14 protein-coding genes are annotated in these 21,755 nt (G+C 34.7%); 2 read left to right on the forward strand and 12 right to left on the reverse strand.

Annotated elements, in window-relative coordinates; all coding sequences use genetic code 11:
• Positions 1–56: 56 nt before the first annotated feature.
• On the reverse strand, positions 57–2,447 hold the full coding sequence (locus AC3IS6_RS02860) for a penicillin acylase family protein (RefSeq protein WP_489163396.1): 2,391 nt from the start codon (positions 2,445–2,447) through the stop codon (positions 57–59).
• Positions 2,448–2,563: 116 nt separating this feature from the next.
• On the opposite strand from AC3IS6_RS02860, the gene AC3IS6_RS02865 reads away from it, so the two are divergent.
• A complete protein-coding gene (locus AC3IS6_RS02865) occupies positions 2,564–4,126 on the forward strand; it encodes a hypothetical protein (RefSeq protein ID WP_489163398.1) in 1,563 nt (520 codons plus the stop codon).
• 173 nt (positions 4,127–4,299) lie between these two features.
• A complete protein-coding gene (locus tag AC3IS6_RS02870; RefSeq protein ID WP_489163399.1) occupies positions 4,300–6,111 on the forward strand; it encodes a hypothetical protein in 1,812 nt (603 codons plus the stop codon).
• A 58-nt stretch (positions 6,112–6,169) separates the two neighbouring features.
• Here AC3IS6_RS02870 and AC3IS6_RS02875 read toward each other — a convergent pair whose 3' ends face one another.
• From AC3IS6_RS02875 to AC3IS6_RS02925, 11 genes are all read right to left on the reverse strand, one after another.
• Positions 6,170–6,619, reverse strand: a complete 450-nt coding sequence (locus AC3IS6_RS02875; protein WP_489163401.1) for a glycine zipper family protein — start codon at positions 6,617–6,619, stop codon at positions 6,170–6,172.
• Positions 6,620–6,911: 292 nt separating this feature from the next.
• Positions 6,912–8,189: a kynureninase gene (gene kynU / locus AC3IS6_RS02880; protein WP_489163403.1), complete on the reverse strand. Its 1,278-nt coding sequence runs from the start codon at positions 8,187–8,189 to the stop codon at positions 6,912–6,914.
• Positions 8,190–8,356: 167 nt separating this feature from the next.
• Positions 8,357–9,406 carry a tRNA preQ1(34) S-adenosylmethionine ribosyltransferase-isomerase QueA gene (gene queA / locus AC3IS6_RS02885; protein ID WP_173965934.1) on the reverse strand — a complete coding sequence of 350 codons (1,050 nt, stop codon included), beginning with the start codon at positions 9,404–9,406 and terminating at the stop codon, positions 8,357–8,359.
• A gap of 332 nt (positions 9,407–9,738) precedes the next feature.
• Positions 9,739–10,965, reverse strand: a complete 1,227-nt coding sequence (gene aroA / locus AC3IS6_RS02890) for a 3-phosphoshikimate 1-carboxyvinyltransferase (protein WP_489163405.1) — start codon at positions 10,963–10,965, stop codon at positions 9,739–9,741.
• Between the two features lie 79 nt (positions 10,966–11,044).
• Complete coding sequence (locus AC3IS6_RS02895) at positions 11,045–11,371, reverse strand: nucleotide pyrophosphohydrolase (protein WP_012022600.1); 327 nt, start codon at positions 11,369–11,371, stop codon at positions 11,045–11,047.
• 43 nt (positions 11,372–11,414) lie between these two features.
• Positions 11,415–13,427: a transglutaminase family protein gene (locus AC3IS6_RS02900; protein ID WP_489163408.1), complete on the reverse strand. Its 2,013-nt coding sequence runs from the start codon at positions 13,425–13,427 to the stop codon at positions 11,415–11,417.
• A 4-nt stretch (positions 13,428–13,431) separates the two neighbouring features.
• Positions 13,432–15,339: a DUF3858 domain-containing protein gene (locus AC3IS6_RS02905; RefSeq protein WP_489163410.1), complete on the reverse strand. Its 1,908-nt coding sequence runs from the start codon at positions 15,337–15,339 to the stop codon at positions 13,432–13,434.
• 65 nt (positions 15,340–15,404) lie between these two features.
• Entirely contained in the window at positions 15,405–15,857 is a 453-nt protein-coding gene (gene dtd, locus AC3IS6_RS02910) for a D-aminoacyl-tRNA deacylase (protein WP_173965938.1), read from the reverse strand.
• Between the two features lie 148 nt (positions 15,858–16,005).
• Complete coding sequence (rsgA, locus tag AC3IS6_RS02915; protein ID WP_173965939.1) at positions 16,006–16,983, reverse strand: ribosome small subunit-dependent GTPase A; 978 nt, start codon at positions 16,981–16,983, stop codon at positions 16,006–16,008.
• A 137-nt stretch (positions 16,984–17,120) separates the two neighbouring features.
• Positions 17,121–20,441: a DUF2135 domain-containing protein gene (locus AC3IS6_RS02920; RefSeq protein ID WP_489163412.1), complete on the reverse strand. Its 3,321-nt coding sequence runs from the start codon at positions 20,439–20,441 to the stop codon at positions 17,121–17,123.
• A gap of 219 nt (positions 20,442–20,660) precedes the next feature.
• Positions 20,661–21,743 carry a bifunctional 3-deoxy-7-phosphoheptulonate synthase/chorismate mutase type II gene (locus AC3IS6_RS02925; protein ID WP_173965941.1) on the reverse strand — a complete coding sequence of 361 codons (1,083 nt, stop codon included), beginning with the start codon at positions 21,741–21,743 and terminating at the stop codon, positions 20,661–20,663.
• Between the last annotated feature and the right edge of the window lie 12 nt (positions 21,744–21,755).

The raw sequence follows: 21,755 nt of genomic DNA on the forward strand, positions 1-21,755 counted from the left end.
TTAATTGTTAAATGGGGAACCTGAAACTTGGAACCTGGAACCTGAAACCAAAAACACTACTTCGCTTTTGGTTTCAAAACTAATTTGGTTGATGTTTTAATAATCTCCTCTTTATTCAATTTCATTTTTCTAAATTTTCCGGCATTATACATTTCGGCCTGATCGTCATAATGTTTACTAAACGGATTTCCCGATTGTCCGGTTGGTAAAATACTCCAGCTGTTTTCGATATCTGAAAAATCAATAATTCTTCTGGTTGATGGTCCGCCTTTTACGCGATACTTCCCTTCTTTATTAAATCCAAAAAACTGGTTGTTTATTACCTCGTTTGATCCGGGAGCTGCAAAAGGTCCTACATTAAACAGTCCACGTAAAGCAGCTACTTTTCCCAGAGGATGTTCATGCTCTACTGTGTGTGCTTTCCCCCAATGCCAATCTGCTACCTTATCGCCCAATTGTTCCTGAAGTGCTGTTACAGCTTCATGAAATGATTTCGAAATAATATCACTTCTGGTTTCTTTTATATTTTTGGTTTTGATGTTATCCCACCAAACAGAGTTTTCCTTTTCAATTTGTCTTGCAATAATTTGTTTTCCCAAAGAGGTATCAAGATATAATCTAAAATTATCAGCCCCCATTTCATCTTCGAAAGTATTTTTTAAATACAAATAAACCCATTTATTATAAATCGTTGGTCCAACATCTTCCAGATTATTGGTTCCTTTCCATGATTGTAAAAAGTTTATAGCTTCTTTTTCTTCTGCTGAAAGAGAACTTCCGACTAAAACCGAAACCAGATGTTGCACTACTCCTGGTGAAACGGGTGAGGTATTATCAAAAATCATCTTACTGATTGCTTCTTTGTCCCAATCTGATTTTGCATCCATCAAACCTGAAATTCTTTTCGCACGATCTTCTGGTAAATAATAGCCCGGATATAAAAATCCATCAATGGCTTCTGGTTGATTATTGGCTGAATACACATAACCCCATTTTGGATTCTCGGCAGAAGGGTTTTTCGAAAAATCCAAATATTCTTTAATATCATCTTTGCCGCTCGCGCCATCCAAAATAAGAAAAGTGTTTACGCCTTTATCGTGTTTATAAAGTTTTCCTGTTGCCCACCATGCCACATTTCCTTTGGCATCACCATACATCACATTCAAACCAGGTGCGGCAACCAGCGAAACTGCTTTTCTAAAATCGTTTTTATTTTTAGCATGTGAAAGTCCGTAAACGGCATCTAAAATCTGAATGGGCTGTTGTGTATACACCCATGACATAGCAATAGGATTTTTTTTATCTAAATGATCCAGCACATCATTCATAATTGGCCCGTGTCGGCTTGATTTAACGGTCAAAACCACATCTGAAGTATCTTTTACCTTTATCGTTTTCTTCAGGGACGTATAAGCCGAAAAACCTGTTGGCGTCTGATATTGATTGGAGTCATCACTTTTATTCTTTTCCTGATAAAAATCGATATCATCATTTTCGAACATCGTCAGTCCGTAAGCGTAATTACGGTTGTGCGCCAATAACGGATATGGTGTTCCAGCCAGATAACAGCCATACAATTCAAAATCCGGCGTTGCCAAATGTGCTTCGTACCAAGTTCCAGGCTGCGAAAAACTAATATGTGGATCGTTAGCAAAAATCACTTTCCCGCTTTTTGTTTTGGTAGGTCCGGCCACCCAGCTATTACTTCCTACAAAAGGAGGAACCGGTGAGTTATCCAGCAACGCTGCTACCGACTTTGAAATGGCAGTATACTCTTCTATATTTTCTTTTGAACTTTTAATTTTGGTGGTATTAAACTCGCCCTCGATCCCTAAATCTTTCAAATATTCGACACCATACTTGTCTCGAATAAAGGTTAATAAAGGATCTGTTTTTTGAGCCATAGCGAAACTAAAAGACATGTATCCAAAAATATTGTAAACGTCTTTTATGGTGAATTTTTCTTTTTTCACGCCTACTAGCGTAAACTCAACCGGAGTTGGTCCTTCTTCCAAATATTGGTTTATTCCGTCCAGATAGGCCATCGTCATTTTATAACTCTGACTGTTTGGATCTAATTTCGCAATAGCTTTTGCCGAAGCTTCTTCGATACCAATTCCGGAGAAAAACTTATCATTTTTTAGTGCAACCGATCCAAAGATTTCCGACAATCTTCCGGGTGCAATTCTTCGAAGCAATTCCATTTGCCATAATCGTTCCTGCGCATGGACATAACCTAGTGCTGTCATGGCATCTTTTTCAGAATCGGCATAAATATGGGGAACTCCAAAATCATCAAAATACACTGTGGTTTCCTTTTGGAGATTTTTCAATTCGACTTCGCCTTCATACTTAGGCTTCAAATGAAAAATGTAAGCGCATAAACCGATTCCAAGAATAACGATCAATACCAATAGTACCAGCAGAATTTTTTTAATTTTTCTCATATTTATGAAACGTATAAGGATAAATGATTTTGAAATGATATAACTTAAATTTAAAATCGTGTAAGAAACATCGCTTTTAAAAGTCTAAATTTATGTATTTAAAATCAATCCTATAAATGTCAATCTATAAAAAAATAGCGATCGGTATCATTTCAGTCTTCTTTTTTGTGATTTTACTCAATATTGGTCTTAATATTTGGATAAAAAAACAATTACCTATTATCGTAAACGAGAAAAACACAACCGCTTATGCTATCCATTACGAAAAAATAAAAGTGTCGCTCTGGTCCCGAAGCATTCATGCACAAACGTTATTAATTCATCCCAAAAGCCAACTTAAAAACAGCAAAGCAAAAAACGGAATCTACTCTAAAATCGAATCGATTACGATTCAACATTTCAACATTTGGGATCTGGCATTCCGCGATGTTATTAAAGCCGAAAGTATCATCATCAATAAACCCCGCGTTATTTTATACAAAAAAGATAAAAACCTTTTAAACAACAGTAAAAACATCAAAACGGAGATTATAGAACCCTTCCAAAAAATAGTTGCAGTTTCGAATATTTATTTAAATGAAGGAAGTATTGATGTGGTCTCTCTAACTAATAACAAACCTATTTTTAGCATCAAAAAAATCGTTTTAAAACTCGAAGGGATTTTGGTAACGGCAGCTACCTTAAAAGAAAAAATCCCAATGCATTTTAAAAAATATGTTCTCATTTGCGATAGTCTGTATTATAAACCCAATGCCTTTTATCATATGAATGTAGACCGGATCACTACCGAAAATCACTTTTTGAGGATTACGAATTTTTCTTATCTACCTGAATTTAATCGAAAAGAGTTTGTTCAGAAATTAAAGAAAGAAAAAGACATTTATACAATAAAACTGGATTCTGCCAATATTGAAAAAATGGATTGGGGTTTTAAAAAAGAGCTGTTTTTCTTTAAAGCCAATTCGCTGGTTGCCCATCATATAGAAGCAAACGTGTATCGTAACAAAACACCAAAAGATGATTTGAGTAAAAAATACCTATACAATGCCTTGTTGCGAAAAATTAAATTCCCTTTACAAATTGATACGATACAGATTTTAAAATCAAAATTGGTTTACGAAGAAGAAATTAATTTTTCAAAAGGCCCCGGAATCTTAAATTTTGATCGTTTAAACTTGCAGGCTACCAATCTCAAAAGTGGTTTCGCATTGAAGAAGATGGCTGATGTAAAAATAAAAATCAATTGTTTGTTTATGAAAACCTCTCCTTTGAATATTGACTGGAGTTTTAATGTGCTCGATGAAAAAGACAGTTTTCATATTCAGGGAACCATTTCTAATTTTGATGTTGTTGCAATGGAGCCGTTTACCAAACCTTACATAAACACTTCGTTTACAGGGAAATTCAATAAATATCATTTTGATTTTTACGGAAATGACAATACTGCAAAAGGAAATGCTTCATTAGATTATGAAGATCTAAAAGTGAAATTATTCAAAAAGAAACATCCTGAGAAAGAAGCTAAGTTAAAAACAGCAGTTGCTAATTTATTACTGAAAAATAACTCCGGGGAAAAAACCAAAACCGCCGATGTTGAATTAGAACGAATTCAGGAGAAATCATTCTATAATTTTTTATGGCGAAGCATTGCAGAGTCTTTCAAGAAGATTCTCATTTAATGTGATGCGTTTTTCGTCACGCTTTGTTTTCTTTCGCCACAAATTGCACAAATTAGCCTATCAACTATTCTTAATGACAAATTTTGTGAAATAAGAAACTGCAAACCTGACAATTATCAGGTTTTTTGAGAATTTATTTCCTAACATTTGCTTTTATTTTAATCTAAAAGCAAATGGCAAAACCATCCTTACACACTTTTCATATCCCTGTAATGGGTCTCGCATATACAATTGACAGCCCAATTCGGGTGGCGCAATTTGGTATTTCATCTGTTGTTTCTATTGCTGATGATGATTTAATTGAAAAGATGCGTAATTTTTACAGTATTAAATTTAATTTCCCATACGAAGAAATAAGCCAAAAATTTCAGGACTACAGGGCACAGCGCATCACCTCTTACCTTGATCTAGTAGATAAGATTGTAAAATACAAATTCGAAAATTTTAAAGCTGAACTAATCGAAAGTAAAACCGCATTGGAAAACTACATTGCGATGTTGCCGAATACTTCAGACATCAAAAAAGGCTTTCAGAATTTACTCGACGATGGGATTTCTTTCAAGGAAAACATCCAAAATTACATCGAATCTCATCTTTCACCCGGTTTAATTGATGTAAACATCATGACCAAACTCGATAAAGATAATTTCGAAAAAAACGAACAGCTACCCATCGAATTTAATGATGCCCATGCTGCTTTAAGGGGTTTTGCAAATAGCAATCTTGAATCTTCGGTTGTACTTTCGGCAGGAATGAATCCGAGATTGTATAGCTATTTTGAAAATTTCTCCGATTTTTTCCCTAACAGTAAAAATGAGCTTAAAAAAAGAATTATTCTAAAAGTAAGTGATTTTAGATCGGCTATGATTCAGGGAAATTTCCTGGCTAAAAAAGGCCTTTGGGTTTCTGAATACCGAATAGAATCAGGACTAAACTGCGGTGGACACGCTTTTGCAACTGACGGTCTTTTATTGGGCCCGATTTTAGAAGAATTCAAACAAAAAAAGAATCAGCTTATTCAGTCGGCACATGAACTGATGACAAAGGTATTACAGCAGAAACAAGTTCATACGCCTGAAAATCCATTGCCTCTAAAAATTACAGTTCAAGGCGGCGTAGGAACTGCCGAAGAACATGAATTTTTGCTACAAAATTACCAGGTAGATTCTGTAGGATGGGGATCTCCTTTTTTATTGGTTCCCGAAGCTACATCCGTAGATCAGGCAACCCGCAATTTGTTAATGAAAGCGAAGGAGAAAGATTTGTATTTAAGCCACATTTCTCCACTGGGTGTTCCGTTTAACACTTTGAAAGGCACTACAAATGAAATTCTAAAGCAAAAAAGAATCGAGCAAAATAAAGCTGGAAGTGCCTGCCCTAAAAAATTTCTGGCACTAAGCAAAGAATACGACCCGCATGGGATTTGTACAGCATCGAAAAAATTTCAGGATATTAAATTAGAAGAATTAGCGGCGAAAAAAGATACTTTTTCTGCTGAAGCTTATGAAAGAGCTAAATTTGCGATCACCGAAAAATCCTGTTTGTGTGTTGGATTGGCCAATGCATCTTATTTAGAAAATGATATTAAAATCAAGGGGCAGCCACAGGGTGTGGTTATCTGTCCAGGACCGAATATGGCTTATTTTGATCAAGAAGTTTCCCTGTCAGATATGTTGGCACATATTTATGGGAATAAATCAATCCTGAGAACCAATAGCAGACCTAATTTATTTGTGAAGGAACTGAAAATGTATATCGAGTATTTAAAAAATGAGATCAATACTGTTTCAGGAGAGGTCACGAATGCGCAATTAAAGAAATGGAATACTTTTAAAACCAATCTCTTTGAAGGAATCGCGTATTATGAAGGTTTATTTGAATCTACCTTTTATTTTCAAAATGATATAGAAAAAATGAAATACCAATTCGATTTTTACAAACTGGAACTGGCTACAATAAAAGTCCCAGTCACTGAGTTGGTATAAAGAAACCGCCGATTTAAAATTTAAATCGGCGGTTTTATTTTGAAATCTGTTTTATCCTTTATTCTTTTTTCTTCTTGCTGCCATCGATGATAGCTCCGGTTCCGGCGCCAACACCTGCTCCGGCCAAACCACCTATTATGGCTCCCTGACCTTTTTTCTTACTCACAATGGCTCCAGTCACTGCCCCCACTCCTGCTCCAATTACAGCACCTTTCGCAGTAGAACTCCAGCCTTTCTTTTTAGTTGCAGTTTGTGGCGCTGTTGCTGTACCATCAGCTTGTTGATGCACCACTACAACTTTTTGAGATGCTATTTTTTGAGATGCTACCTTTTGCTCTTCTTTGATCTTTGCCATTTCTGTTTTCATTGAATCAATAACTCTTTGTTTATTAATTTCAACTTTCATCGAATCAATACTAGCTTGTTTCGCTTTATTAATATCCTCTTTTCCCTGATTCTGGCAAGAAATAATAGATAATGCAGCAATTAAAACATATAAGGCTTTCATGATTTTGTAGTTTAAAAATTATTACACTACAAAGTAAAGAAGATCTATATGGTTGAAGTTACAAGATTTAACTCAAAGCTTATACAATTTGAAGATTTTAAGTGGTTTCCGATTTTGACGAGACCGATTATTTTTATAACACTTTTGAAGAAAAATCGCCAAGACGCTAAGTTATATTTAGCCACAGATTATAAGGATTAAAATGATTTTAAAAAACCTTTTGAACCTCTTTGAATATGGCGTGAATTAAAAAACCCTGCTACTTAGCGTCTTGACGAGATTATATTTTAGCTTATTTGCCTAATATTCCTTTTTTAAGTATTTGTCCAAAATCGTACATATCTTCATACGAACAATACAATGGAACGGGTGCCAGACGAATTACATTTGGTTCACGCCAGTCTGTTATAACACCATTTTTCATAAGATAATCAAACAAACTTCTTCCTTCTCCGTGTAAAAAGACTGAAAGCTGGGAGGCTCTTTCGTCAGGATTTGAAGGTGTTATGATCTCAAAATTACCTTTTACTTCCTTATCTATTTCATGTAAAATAAATTCTAAATAGGCGGTAATTTTGTCCCTTTTTGCAATTAAAGTATCCATTCCAACCTCAGCAAACATTTCAACTGAAGCTAAATAAGGCGCTAAAGAAAGTATCGGTAAATTACTAATTTGCCAACCGTCTGCTCCATGAACGGGATCAAAATTTGGTTCCATTTTAAAACGACGTTCCTTGTTGTGTCCCCACCATCCTGCAAATCTTGGCAAGTCGGGATTATTATGGTGTTTTTCGTGCACGAAACAGCCTGAAGCATTTCCCGGTCCTGAATTCATGTATTTATAACTACACCAGGCGGCGAAATCTACATTCCAGTTGTGAAGTTCCAGTTTGATATTTCCGGCAGCATGTGCCAAATCCCAACCTACTTTTGCTCCGGCTTTTTGTCCCGCAGCTGTAATTGTTTTCATATCAAAAACCTGCCCCGTATAATAATTTACACCTCCTATTAACACCAAAGCCAATTCGTCTCCAACTTCTTCAATTTTAGCTAAGATATCTTCGAGACGAATATTGTGTTCTCCGTCACGGCGTTTGATTTCAACAATCGCATCTTCGGCTTTATAGCCGTGAAAATGTACCTGACTCTGAAACATATATTGATCTGAAGGAAATGCTTTTTCCTCACAGATAATTTTATAGCGGGTTAACGTTGGCTGATAAAAAGAAACCATTAACAAATGGAGATTTACGGTCAAAGTATTCATCACCGTAACTTCAGAAGGTAAAGCCCCAACAATTTTACTTAAAGGTTCAGCAAATCTTTCCTGATAATCCCACCATGGCTTTTCGGCATAAAAATGACCTTCAACAGCAAGATCTGCCCAATCGTTCATTACTTCATCAACATAAGCTTTGGAACGTTTTGGTTGTAATCCTAAAGAGTTTCCAGTAAAGTAAATTACTCTTTTGTCATTAACTTTTGGGAATATAAATTGGTTCTGATAGTGATTTAAAATATCCTCTGAATCGAGTTGTTTCGCGAATTCGCGTGTATTTTGAAAAGTCATTGCGTTTGTTTTGAATCGTAAAAATAACAAAAATTGTTTATTCTGTTTCAAGTTTCAGGTTTCAAGTTACCAACAGAACCTGAAACCTAAAACTTGAAACCATTATAAAATAAAAAACCCTACAGGTTTTTAAAACCTGTAGGGTATGTTTATAAGATAAATTCTAATTAAAGAATTAACATTGCATCTCCGTAAGAGTAGAATTTGTATTCTTCTTTGATTGCTTCTTCGTAAGCTCTTTTCATCAAATCGTGACCGCAGAAAGCAGAAATCATCATTAATAATGTTGATTTTGGTGTATGGAAGTTTGTAATCATACAGTTTGCAATACTAAAATCGTGAGGAGGAAAAATAAATTTATTGGTCCAGCCTTCGTAAGGATTTAAAGTATTTTGAGATGAAACCGAACTTTCGATGGCACGCATAGAAGTTGTTCCAACTGCACAAATACGTTTTCTTCCTGCTTTTGCAGCATTTACAATATCACAAGCTTCTTGTCTGATGATCAATTCCTCAGAATCCATTTTGTGTTTCGACAAATCTTCAACCTCGACCGGATTAAAAGTTCCTAAACCTACGTGAAGTGTTACTTCGGCGAAATTTACTCCTTTAATTTCTAATTTTTTCAAAAGGTGTTTTGAGAAGTGTAAACCGGCAGTTGGTGCCGCTACAGCTCCTTCTTCTTTTGCATAAATCGTTTGGTATCTTTCAGCATCTTCAGCAGTTACTTCTCTGTTGATGTATTTAGGAATTGGAGTTTCTCCAAGTTCTGTCAATTTATTTCTGAATTCTTCATAAGACCCATCGTATAAGAAACGTAAAGTTCTACCACGAGAAGTAGTGTTGTCGATTACCTCAGCCACTAACGAATCGTCGTCACCAAAATAAAGTTTGTTTCCTATTCTGATTTTACGGGCCGGATCAACCAAAACGTCCCAAAGGCGTTGCTCTGAATTTAATTCTCTTAATAAGAAAACTTCAATTCTTGCTCCTGTTTTTTCTTTATTTCCGTACAAACGTGCCGGGAAAACTTTAGTATTGTTAAGGATCAAAACGTCTCCATCATCAAAATAATTGATAACATCTTTGAACATTTTGTGCTCTATAGTTTGTTTTTGGCGATCGATTACCATTAAACGAGACTCATCTCTGTTTTCTGCTGGAAATTCTGCTAAAAGTTCTTTTGGTAAATTAAATTGAAAATGTGATAATTTCATATTGACATTGCTGATTTTAGAGTGTAGACTTTAGATTTTTTATCTAAAATTGTAAATCGTGTGCAAATATACGATTGTGAGATAGGCGTTGTCAAGTGTTTTGCTGTTTATTTTCAAAAGTCTTTGGTTTACTGACACTTTGAGTTGCTTAAAAATGAAAGTTTTATCTTTTTTTTTAACGATATAAGAAATCAAAGCACCTTTAATCCTGATTCCTGAAAAATCAACGCCTCTTTTATCTGATCATAGTCAAAAATAAATCCACAAAAAAACCTCCAGTTTCAACCGGAGGCTATTCAATTATATTATGCTCCTGAACGAGCTTCTATTTTTTATAAGGTTTCGACAATTTCAAAGTCTAATGCTTTCAAATCATTCCAAAAATCAGGATATGATTTTGAAACTACTTCGGCATCCTCGATAATAATTGGCACTTTCAAAGCCAATGGAGCAAATGCCATTGCCATACGATGGTCATTATAAGTCCCAATTTTCACATTGTGCTTAATATTTTCTGACGCTGCCAAAGTCAAACTGTCATTGGTTACTGAAATGTCAGCTCCTAATTTTGTAAGCTCGATTCGCAACGCTTCCAATCGGTCTGTTTCTTTAATTTTCAAGGTATGAAGACCTGTTAAATGACAACCTATTCCTAATCCTAAACAGGTTACTACGATGGTTTGTGCGATATCGGGAGTATTGTTTAATTCAAAATTTACGGTTTCAAATTTAAAATTCTCTCGTTTTATCAGCGTCATTTTATTATCCTCAAAAGTAGTTTTCACTCCTAATTTTTCATAAAGTGATACCAATTCAGAATCACCCTGCAAGCTATTTTCTTTGTAACTGCTCAAAGTTATGGAAGCGGTATCAGCCAAAGCTACTAAACTAAAAAAGTACGAAGCCGAACTCCAATCTGATTCTACTACCATTTCTTTGGAAACTACTTCAGATTTTGGATATACTTTAATTACATTTCCTTCAAAACTTGTTTGAATATCCAAATCGTTTAGCAAAGCCAAAGTCATTTTGATATAAGGGATCGAAGTGATTTCACCTTTTAAAGTCAGTTCCAGACCATTCTCCAGTTTTGATGCCACTAATAAAAGTGCCGAAATATACTGACTACTTACATTGGCTGCTAAAGTTACTTTTGAAGCGGTTACTTTTTTTCCTTTGATACGAATTGGCGGATAGCCTTCTGCTTTTTCATAAGAGATTTCAACTCCTAATTGTTCTAAAGCTTCTACCAGGATCTTTATCGGACGCTCCTGCATTCTGCTGGAACCCGTCATCACTACTTCTCTTCCTTCATTTACTGCAAAATAGGCAGTTAAAAAACGCATTGCCGTTCCTGCATGGTGAATGTCTATAATTTCATCATGGCCGATTAGCGCTTTTTGCATTACTTCACTATCATCAGAGTTTGAAGTATTAACCAAAGTAATATTTGGAAACAATGCTTTTAACAACAATAACCGGTTGGTTTCGCTTTTTGATCCTGTTACTGCAATTTGTCCTTGTAAATTATGTTGAGTTGTTTGGAGTAGTAAATTCATTATAGGTAATTAAATTATGCGTTTTTGCAAATTTATTTTAAATAAAGGACACTCCAAAGCTTTACAGTGACTTATCACATTATTTTAATTTATCGTTGTTTTTATGACGATCCTTATCGCGAACTGACTTTAAATCCATTTTTTTATCAAAAGCGGCTTGTAAATCTATTCCGGTTTGATTGGCCAAACAAAGCACTACAAAAACAACATCGGCCAATTCTTCGCCCAGATCTTTATTCTTATCGCTTTCTTTCTCGGATTGTTCCCCGTACCTACGGGCAATAATTCGGGCAACCTCACCTACTTCTTCAGTAAGCTGCGCCATATTGGTTAGTTCATTAAAATAACGAACACCATGTTCTTTAATCCAGGTATCTACGTCTAGTTGTGCATTTTTCAAATCCATAGTTCTATTTTTCAACAAAAATAATTCTAATCTTTTAATACCACTAGATTCTTTTTAAAACAATTTTCTCTGTTTCTTTCGCAATCATACCTTTATAATATTCTTTTAGCATTTCGTATTGTTCTGTTGTAACGATCGCTGCATTGATTTGATGCTGAATAGTGATTTGTAAAAGGTTATCGTTTGCAGCAATATTAAACTTAAAGCTACCTAAGTCATCCTGCATATTAATAACAGCTGGTGCCGGCAATGTTTCTGCCGTAAATCCTTCAGGAATTTGAAGTGTAATATTGTATTTATCCATAAATGGAAACCCAAAATCTACCGGATATTCTCTCACTTCCTGTTTAAATGGATTTTCGTTATTTGCAAAAAACAACATTGGGCTCACATATATTTTTCCACCTATTACTTCACATAAATTGTTTCCTGTAAAAGAATAGGTTTCAACAATAGGCAATAAAATATTCTTTTCATTTGTTTTGGAATACTCACTGATTTCAATCTTGTTGTTTAGATTCTCCAGTTTTTCTAAATATTCCTCTTCTTTAAGCCCCGAAATATTAGCTCTTGTAATCATCGCATTGTAATCTGTACATTGTCTTCTAGTTTTTCCTGTGACCTTACCTTCCGGATCAATAGTATAATTCATAAAAACAATATCATTTGATGTTTTCTTAGGCATCAAATCTACTTCTTCAGAACTTCCGTCTTTTCGAATCAATCGGCCATACCAGTTTAAAGCTCTTAGTGGTAAAACACCAGGAGTCGAAAACTTATCAGAGGCATCTAATAAAACATTTCCATTTGGAGTTTCCACTGCTGCAATTACATAGTTAAAAGCCGTTCTGTTTGGAAAAAGTGAAATCCCGTTAGAACGTGTACTAACTAATACCGGATTTGCGGTTAATCCGGCATAACGCAACATCGCTGTGAGCATTAAGTTAATATCGGCAATATTTCCTGATTTTTCTTTATAGGCTTTCTTAACACCACTGTCACAACTATAGCCTCCATAATCATTCCACTTCACATTAGTTTTTACATAATCTAAAATTGCAAGTATTTTTTCGTCAGGTGTATTTTTCCCAACTAATACTCCTTTTAGATCTTCCTCAAAATATCCCGTTTTATTTAACTCAGGACCAAAATCATCATATTCGTAAATGGTTTTGACAACAGAATTCCAATCTGTCGAATACATTTTTAATTGTGCATTTAAATGTTTTGTCATTGATAATTCATGCTGAATGCTCGATACATAATTATCAATATTATTCACAAAAGCTTCCTCTTTCATAGCCGGAAAATCTTTCGCTACATAAGTTGTTCTTGTTTCAGTATAATTAATTTTATCTGTAGAAAATACTGTCGTACTGTTCATCCCTTCACTTCTTTCTTTACTTCTGAGAGTAATCGTCTTTAAAGCTTTTTCTACTGTTAGTTTAGGAAAGATATATCCTTTTTGCCTTGAATTAAATACATAATACTCCGGAATATAGGTGGTAAACTCGGAATAATTCACAGGAATACTGGTTTGAAATTCCCACTCCCTGATAAGTCGATCGCTCGGACATCTTAAAACATACCGAAATTCAATAACAGAACCTTCTTTAACATTAGGCATTGTAATCTTTTTTTGTGACCTGTTTTTATTGACTGCTTCATCAAACACTCCATCGCTCTTCAGTTTTGTCTTTTCGATTTTCCCTCCGACCAAATTGTAAGTAACAGCATCACTAAATGTTACCTTTTCTTTAAAGCCACTCTCATTACGGTACCATACTTTTTGATTTGCCCAGTCGTATCCTTCCTTTTTATAAATTTTAATTCTGGTTTCGACTTCTGTTACCACAACAAAACCTTCAGCCTCGTCGTATTCAATTCTGGCTATACCTTTTCTATACAATATAGCAGCAGCCGCTGATGAATCCTTAGGATGCACTTTCTCTTCTAATTCAGCAACAGACACCTTTCCTGGTTTAAATTCTTGTGCTGTTACTTTGAACATACAAAGCAACACAATTAAAAAACTTAAAAATTTAATAAATTTCATTTGGTTAGTTCTTGGTTAATATAATTTTGGCGTTATCATTTTTTGACACCTGCTCCATAAAAAGGCGGTAGTCATCGTATTCTTTATTGGAGTATTTTCCTTTATTCAAAAACAGTGAACGTTTGTACAGCAGTTTATTGTTTTCTTTTTTAATGATTTCGGTTTTATATGCTCCGAACTTTCCTTTTAATTCGAAATTTGAGGGCAAAAATTCAATCGTAAAACCCACAGGTAAACTAACTTCAATCTCATCAGTGTCTAAATACCCGCGTTGAATTTGAAATGGATTTTTTCTGTTTCGGATTCTTTTTACATTAGCAGAGCTCTGATTAAAGGCATCTACAGCAAAAATCATTTTATTTCCCGAAATCGCAGCATAATTTAAAGCACTTAGCTGAACGTCTTCGGTAAAACGAATCATTTCTTTGTTATTGTTCAAATTAATTTTACCTAATTTCAGATTGTTGATGTTGTCCCAGTATTCTTTGTAGTGGGCTTCTTTTTCGGTTGGGGATAAATGTTCAGTTCTGGCTTTTGAAGCGTATTGAGATCCTTCTGAATGTATTACAATAGCACCTGAAAAGTGCCCATTTTCATCGATTGTATAAGTCCCCTTTTCATTTTGAGTGTTGCCTTCATCTGGATACACTTTTGTTCGCACAATTTCTGCTCCTTCTGGTTTAATAACTAATACATCTCTGTCATCCGTAAAAGTTCCCTGATACCCGAAAGGATCGTCCTGACTCGTACATTCTAACCAAGTATAATGATTTCCATTCGGAATCGACAAAATCATGTGATTTCCCTGCATTGAAACGAAGTCAGACTCAATGTTTGTTTTATAAGTATCTCCATATAAAACGGTATTGTAAGACGGAACATCTACCGCTTGTAAAAGTGCTTTTGTGTAATTGGTTAAAGCTTTACAGTCGCCATAACCTAAGCGGTCAACATCAGCAGCCAGCATGGGCTTCCATCCGCCAATTCCGACCTGAATACTCACATATCTTGATTTTTTCTGTACAAAATCGTAAACCAGTTTTGCTTTTTTTATCGGATCCTTTTCCCCCCCAACAACAGCTTTTATTTTAGCTTTGGTTTCCTCAGGTAAATCTGTTGTTCCCGAGAGTATCTTTTCAGAATACCATTTACCAAAATCTGTCCAGTTTGTAGCGGTACCGTCAACACCTTCCAAATGAAAATATTCTAACCCCATCATGACTTTAGGAAAAAGATCTTTGTATGCCGGGCTATAATCTTCCTGTTTTTGTGCTAAAATAGTATTTGCAGTATAAGAAAGTTGAGTACTAGTGTCTGTATTTCTCTTTATACTGAAACCTGAAAATTGAATTTCTTTCTTTTTAAAACCTAAATCAGCAGGATAAACAACATTGAGAACTGTTTTTTCAATACTGGTATAAAATCCTCTTAAAGGCATCCAGCTTGGGATAAAAGCAGTTGAAGAAGTCTGAACCTCACTATTAAATTCAACTGTGAAAGGATATGAAATGGGAGTATAATCTAAATATACAACCCGGCTGTCAGAAAATAGAGTACCTCCTCCAACAACGCTCTGATCTTTAAAATCTTTTCTTTTAATTTTTTTGATTTCTTTACCAAGAGCGTCATAAACTGTTGCTTCAATACTTTTGACCGAAGTTGATTTGTCGTAATATTCGTAAGCCTGTATAGCGCTACCCCCTTTTTCGTTTAAAACTGTTACAACCCGATGATTTTTAGTATTCATGCTTCGTTGTGACAAAATAGCCATATCAGTCTGATCCAAACGAACTACTGCATTAGCATTTTCTTTAAGACTATCGGCAATTGCAGCCACAGCATATTCGCTTTTCTGAGCGGAAGAAATAAGGGTAAACAAGCAAAAAAATAACGTAAAAACCAGGCTTTTCATTTAGTAAGTAATTTCGCCAAATATATATTATTTTTAGAAATCCTTAACATTCGTCTAATTTTTTTTTAATCTCTGTTTTTACTGTCTATTAAAATAGTTACCGGTCCATCATTCAAGAGATTAACTTTCATATCGGCACCAAAAACTCCTGCTTGTATTTTTTTATTAAATTCCTTTTCTAAAGACTTTAGAAAATTCTCATACATTGGGATAGCAAATTCAGGTTTTGCAGCTTTTATATACGAAGGACGGTTTCCCTTTTTAGTAGAAGCGTGAAGCGTAAACTGGCTTACTACAATAATATCTCCATCGATATCCTGAACCGAACAATTCATTACATCATTTTCGTCTCCAAAAATTCTCATTTTAATGATTTTCCCCACCAGCCAATCAATGTCCTCCTGATTGTCTGCGTCTTCAATTCCGAGCAGAATTAATAAACCTTTTTGAATATCAGCCACTTTTTGATGATCGATTGTCACTGACGCCTGGGAAACTCTTTGAATTACTACTTTCATTATAATAGAAGATATTTTGGTTTTGCCACAGATTACACGAATTAAAAAGATTCTAAACTCTAACGTTAGATGCACTGCAGTACATCTCTACAATCAAACTCTGTCGATAATTTTTGATTTGAAATTTTAAGAATTTGGAATTTATTTTTTATTTCCTCAATTCATCACTTGCTTTTCGATCCTCGTCATAAGAATCGGTACGATAGTTTTCATCATCTCCTTCGAGAATCTTCAAATAACTATTGTAACGTGACCAAGCGATCTCATCTCGTTCTAAAGCAGCTTTGATCGCACAATGTGGTTCTTCTTTGTGCAAACAGTTGTTAAATTTACATTGATCCTTTAATCTGAAAAACTCAGGAAAATAACCACTGATTTCAGAAGGCTCCATGTCAACAATTCCAAAACCTTTAATTCCCGGTGTGTCGATAATTTTTGCATTAAAAGACAAATCATACATTTCGGCAAAAGTGGTGGTATGCTGCCCTTGTTTACTGGCCTCCGAAATGGTTTTGGTTTTAAGATGCAAAGAAGGCTCCATTGCATTTACCAAAGTCGATTTTCCCACACCGGAATGTCCGGAAAACATACTTACTTTACCGATCATCATTTCTTTTAACTCTTCAACACCTTTCATTTCTGTCGAAGAAACACGAAGACATTTATAACCTATTTGCTGATAGACATATTGCATATACAATTGATCTTCAAGTGTAGCTTCATCAAAAGTATCGATTTTATTAAAAACCAAAATAGTTTCGATATTATACGCCTCGGCAGTAACGAGAAAACGGTCAATAAAGTTAAAGGTAGTAGGCGGATTATTAATCGTAATCAATAAAAACACACGATCGATGTTAGATGCAATAATATGCATTTGATGCGATAAGTTAACCGATTTACGAACGATGTAATTCTTTCTTTCGTGAATATTAAAAATCGTTCCGGTTACAGCATCTGAAGTTTCCTCCAGTTCATAATCGACAATATCGCCTACAGCAATAGGATTGGTACTTTTAATACCTTTCATCCTAAACTTCCCTTTCATACGGCATTCTATAAAATCGCCATTTTCTGATTTTACAGTGTACCAACTTCCTGTAGATTTATATACGAGTCCTGTCATTCTTTAATTTTAGATTGCTGAGTTTAGATTTTAGATTATTCTTTGAACTAAAAAATAAAAGGCAAAATTACGTTTTTAGAATTGAACAACGCAACTTCGCCTTTTAAAATTAAAGACTTACTCTTAATTTGAAAGATTTACCAGATAATTTCGGCTAAAATTTCATTTTCTTTGATTTTTCCTAACTGAATCGTTTTTAAAGTTTTTATAGTTTTCCCAGCTCTTGTAGTATATATTTCTACCATAACGGTTGCAGGACCACTTTCAGTTAATTCTCTTTCGCCAAAATAATTGGTTTTTATTTGATATTTTCCTTTAAGAGCATTTCGAATTAAATATTGTTCAGGTCCGTAACCTTGCGTGAAATCTTTAGAGAATCTCGCGCCGGCTTGTGTTTCTTTATGTGCATAATAACATTCTTCGCCATTTGGCTCAATAATATGCAAATCAAGATCGACATCCATTAAATTCCAGTTCATAATTATTCTGATATCAACCGGCATTTTTGCCAAATATTTTTTATCGAGTTTGCCCGTTTTCAAACCTTTGTGTTCAATTGTCAAACGGTTAATATCCATTAAAATAATATCTTCTACACCTTCATATTGTCCGCTCATTTCTCCGTAATAATTTACCTCCAAAGCTTTAATCAATTGATCAAAAGCTTCCTGATACATTCCTGCATCTTCAAGAGCCAAAGCATAATCTCTTAAACTTTGTGGTTCGTGCACTCTCCATTTTGCAATTTGTCTTGCAGTAAATAATGCATCTTCATAATCCTGCCATTGGCGTAAAGTATAGGTAAGTGTTTTATAAAGCTGATGGTTTTCTAAACCTAAATCGGCAATAGTACTAATGATTTGTAATGCTTTTCTAACATCACCCTGATTGTAGAAAAAATGTGCTACATCAAAATAAAAACTTGGGTTTCTTTCCTGCCCGTTTCTAAGTTCAAAATACAATTCGTATTGTTTTTCTTTTGGTGCCGATGCCAAAGCTTTTAAATACAAACGATCCGGATTCCAGGTTTTAGGTTCACTTTCGATTCTGTTTAATCCTCCATCCTCATCGTCGTCCTCGCTATCTGAATCTTTTTTAGAATTGAAATTAACCTCACTTTCGCTACCTACAACCTTATCACTACTTATTGATGGGGAGATTTGAACTCCAACCACTTTACCAGCAAGAGCCTCCTGAATATCATTATTTTTAGAAATACTTTCAGCCGCTACTGATTGTGAAGAATAAGAAACAGATCTTTTTTGTGTTGTCGCATATCCTGTAACAACAACCTCATTTAGTGATTGCGAATATTCTTTTAACTGAACTCTAATTTGATTGTTTCTACCCACATTTAATTGATAAGGCTCAAATCCAATATAACTAAAGTTAAGAGTACTATTCTCGGCTGCTCTAATTACAAATTTACCATCAAAATCAGCAACAACTCCTTCTCTTTCTCCTCCTATTGTTACAGTCACACCTGGTAAAGGTATTCCTTCCTGATCTACAACAATACCTTCAACTTTACCTGCCGCAACATTTGTGCTTCTGGTTGAAACTGCACTTGAACTTCTGCTTGAACTTTCGCTTACTGCATTATTATCTGATCGGCTAGGTTTTTTAACTTTTGGCTTCGGTAACGGTTTTGGAACAGAATATTTTACATCTTTTTTCCACCAATTATTTAAACCTTCAAAATAGCTTTCAATACTTTCCCAATTATTTTTTTGCTGCGCCAAAGTATTAGCATTTTCCTGTTTTTTAATTCGGTCAAATTCGGCACGCAATTCTGTTGGCGGAATAATATCATAAGAAATATAATCACGAATATCTTCCAGAACAATCAACGAAGTATTCTTTGTAATGATTCCGTATTTCTTGCCCAGAAGCTCGATTTCATCTGCATTTTTGTCATATTGAAAATCAAGATTGGCAATTTTTTTCTGTGCCCAAAGTTTCTCAATATTTACTTCTTTTGTATTTTGAATACTGCCATCTAGAATTATTTTTCGTTCTAAAACAGCTTCGTTATTATAACCAAACAACAACGTAATTTCATTTTTTGGTTTTAAAGAAATCCCTGAGAAACTAAAACTTCCGGAGGCCGAAGTTCCCGGCATCGGAAACAAATCAGTCACTGTATAATTCTCTTTTATTCCTAAAAACTTTAAATTTGTATTCACCAATTTATCTAAAGCATTTTCCGGATTAACCTGATTTAAATTGATAAAACTACCGCCTGTTTGCATCGCCGAATAATTCAGGAAAGAAAAATCAGCAGAAACAGATGATGTAATCGTATAAATTGGCTTTTTAGTTTTTGGCAAAACATTGTCGCTTAAAGATGATAATCCATCCGAAAAAAGCAAAAACTCATCATGAGGCAAAAGATTTATTTTAGAAAATCTTGTTCCTCCATCGTACTTGGCATTTTCTAATACGGTTTTTAATTCAGACCAATTTCCGCTTGTAATGGTATATTCTTTTTGTTTTTCGAAAGTATAATTCAAAAAGTATAAGATTACTTTTGTATTTTTTATTTTCTGAAAATAAGCATTAAGCAAAGCCATTTCCTTTTTTAAGTCTCTCGTTTTACAACTCAACGAATTATCCCAAATTAAACCAATCGAAGCTGGATTTTTCTTTGCTCTTTTATTGCCTTCTATAAAAGTATTTCCGTAAAAATAATGCTGACCGCTAACATCCTGCATCAACACACTTGGAATGTTCTGCTGAATTGGAATTTTAAAAACTAATTTCTCAGTAGGCTGATAATTTTCTTTTTTGATAGAAGTCTGAAAAGATTGATTCCATTTTGAAAAAGCAATTTCATCACCTGAATTTTCTGCCACAATTGGAGCAGATTCAGTTCCTAAAATCGAAACATTCATCTCAAACTGATCCAGTTTTTTAGGATAACGACTTACTAATTGATACACCAAATTATTTTTATCGAATGCCGAAAGTTCTTCTTCGTAACCTATTATAACAGTTCGTTCTCCGTTTGGCATCAACGGATAAATTCTGGTTCTAAAATTATTCCCATCTACTTTCTCCAGTAGTCCCGGATCAACACGACGGTGTTCGATAGCTTCGAAAACCTGTTTGCCTTTATTTTTATTTACCGGAACAGCTTCACGCATTTTTCCGTTAATATCAATAGCATATCTGGAAACGGAGACATTCTCTGGTAACGGAAAAATAAGTTCCGCTTCCATCTGACGGGTTCCTGAATTAAAAAAATGCATTTCGGCAGTAGTGTAAGCAATATTACCCACCACTTTTACATTAACAATTAATTTATTCATTCTCACTTTTTCAGCTTCATCGCCTTTCACCGTTAGTTCGGGACTTTGCGCAAAAGATTTTGCTCCTAAAAACAACAAGAAATAAAACAATACATTCAAATTAATTTGAAGAATATTCGGTACAGACAAAAACAATTTTGACTTCATGATACGAAAATTTAGGTTTATACTTTTATAGAGAACAAAAAACATCAAAAGGTTGGGAAGGTACTATTTATTTCAAAAAAAAATCTCCAAAGCCCGAAAGCAAAGGAGATTTAATGTAAAAAAACAATCTATTTTTAAAATGATGACATAAGACAGTCATAGAATAGAGTTAAAAAAAACTCCAATTAACTTATATCACTTATATGTTTTTAGAAAAAACTATGCATTGAATACTTTTTCCTGATGACCAATACTTTCCTGGTGGATTGCCTTAAACATTCTCAAAACAAACTCTTCTGTAAGTCCTTTTTTCTCACCTTCCAAAATCATTTTTCCAAGGATTTCATTCCAACGGTTGTTTTGAAGAATTGCAACGTTTGCATCTTTCTTCACCTGTCCAATTTCATCCGCTACTTTCATACGTTTTCCTAGCAACTCTAATAAGTTAGCATCTAAAACGTCGATATTCGCTCTTAATTTTTTCATTTTTTGGTTGTACTCATCTGTAGTATCATCCGTTTTTCTGATTGTCAAATCTTTAATGATCTGTTTCAATGCATCTGGAGTTACTTGTTGAGCAGCATCAGACCATGCGTTGTCCGGATCGTAGTGCGTTTCGATAATCATACCATCGTAATTCAAATCTAAAGCCTCTTGCGTCACTTCAAAAATCATGTTACGATTTCCTGTAATATGAGACGGGTCGATGATTAATGGCAGATCAGGGAATTTATTTTGCAATTCGATAGCAATTTGCCATTCCGGAATATTTCTGTATTTTGTTTTTTCGTAAGTCGAAAATCCTCTGTGAATCACTCCTAACTTCTCAATTCCGGCCATGTGTAAACGCTCAACACCACCTAACCATAAAGCTAAATCAGGGTTTACAGGATTTTTAACCAAAACGATTTTATCAGTCCCTTTCAAAGTATCAGCAATTTCCTGAACTGCAAAAGGGTTTGCAGTTGTACGGGCACCAACCCATAAAACGTCTATATCATGTTCTAAAGCCAATTTACAATGTGCTGCAGTTGCAACCTCAGTACCCATCAACAAACCGGTTTCTTTCTTTGCTTTTTGCAACCATTTCAAACCAATTTCTCCAACACCTTCAAATCCTCCCGGACGTGTTCTTGGTTTCCAGATTCCTGCTCTGAATACACTAACTTTTGAATCTTTCAATTCGTGTGCAATCTTCAATACCTGATCTTCTGTTTCTGCGCTGCATGGCCCTGCGATTACAAGTGGGTGATTTAAATTGAAATCTTCTAACCACTTTCTCATTTCTTTTTTATTTTCCATCTTTATTATAGT

It is taken from the genome of Flavobacterium sp. KH_035, assembly GCF_057839565.1.

Bases quoted from the DNA above. Each gene is read 5' to 3' on its own strand.
- aroA (WP_489163405.1), bottom strand. From the start codon at position 10,965: ATGAATTTACTACTCCAAACAACTCAACATAATTTACAAGGACAAATT.
- AC3IS6_RS02895 (WP_012022600.1), bottom strand. From the start codon at position 11,371: ATGGATTTGAAAAATGCACAACTAGACGTAGATACCTGGATTAAAGAA.
- AC3IS6_RS02875 (WP_489163401.1), bottom strand. From the start codon at position 6,619: ATGAAAGCCTTATATGTTTTAATTGCTGCATTATCTATTATTTCTTGC.
- queA (WP_173965934.1), bottom strand. From the start codon at position 9,406: ATGAAATTATCACATTTTCAATTTAATTTACCAAAAGAACTTTTAGCA.
- dtd (WP_173965938.1), bottom strand. From the start codon at position 15,857: ATGAAAGTAGTAATTCAAAGAGTTTCCCAGGCGTCAGTGACAATCGAT.
- AC3IS6_RS02865 (WP_489163398.1), top strand. From the start codon at position 2,564: ATGTCAATCTATAAAAAAATAGCGATCGGTATCATTTCAGTCTTCTTT.
- AC3IS6_RS02925 (WP_173965941.1), bottom strand. From the start codon at position 21,743: ATGGAAAATAAAAAAGAAATGAGAAAGTGGTTAGAAGATTTCAATTTA.
- rsgA (WP_173965939.1), bottom strand. From the start codon at position 16,983: ATGACAGGACTCGTATATAAATCTACAGGAAGTTGGTACACTGTAAAA.
- AC3IS6_RS02905 (WP_489163410.1), bottom strand. From the start codon at position 15,339: ATGAAAAGCCTGGTTTTTACGTTATTTTTTTGCTTGTTTACCCTTATT.
- kynU (WP_489163403.1), bottom strand. From the start codon at position 8,189: ATGACTTTTCAAAATACACGCGAATTCGCGAAACAACTCGATTCAGAG.
- AC3IS6_RS02900 (WP_489163408.1), bottom strand. From the start codon at position 13,427: ATGAAATTTATTAAATTTTTAAGTTTTTTAATTGTGTTGCTTTGTATG.
- AC3IS6_RS02860 (WP_489163396.1), bottom strand. From the start codon at position 2,447: ATGAGAAAAATTAAAAAAATTCTGCTGGTACTATTGGTATTGATCGTT.
- AC3IS6_RS02920 (WP_489163412.1), bottom strand. From the start codon at position 20,441: ATGAAGTCAAAATTGTTTTTGTCTGTACCGAATATTCTTCAAATTAAT.
- AC3IS6_RS02870 (WP_489163399.1), top strand. From the start codon at position 4,300: ATGGCAAAACCATCCTTACACACTTTTCATATCCCTGTAATGGGTCTC.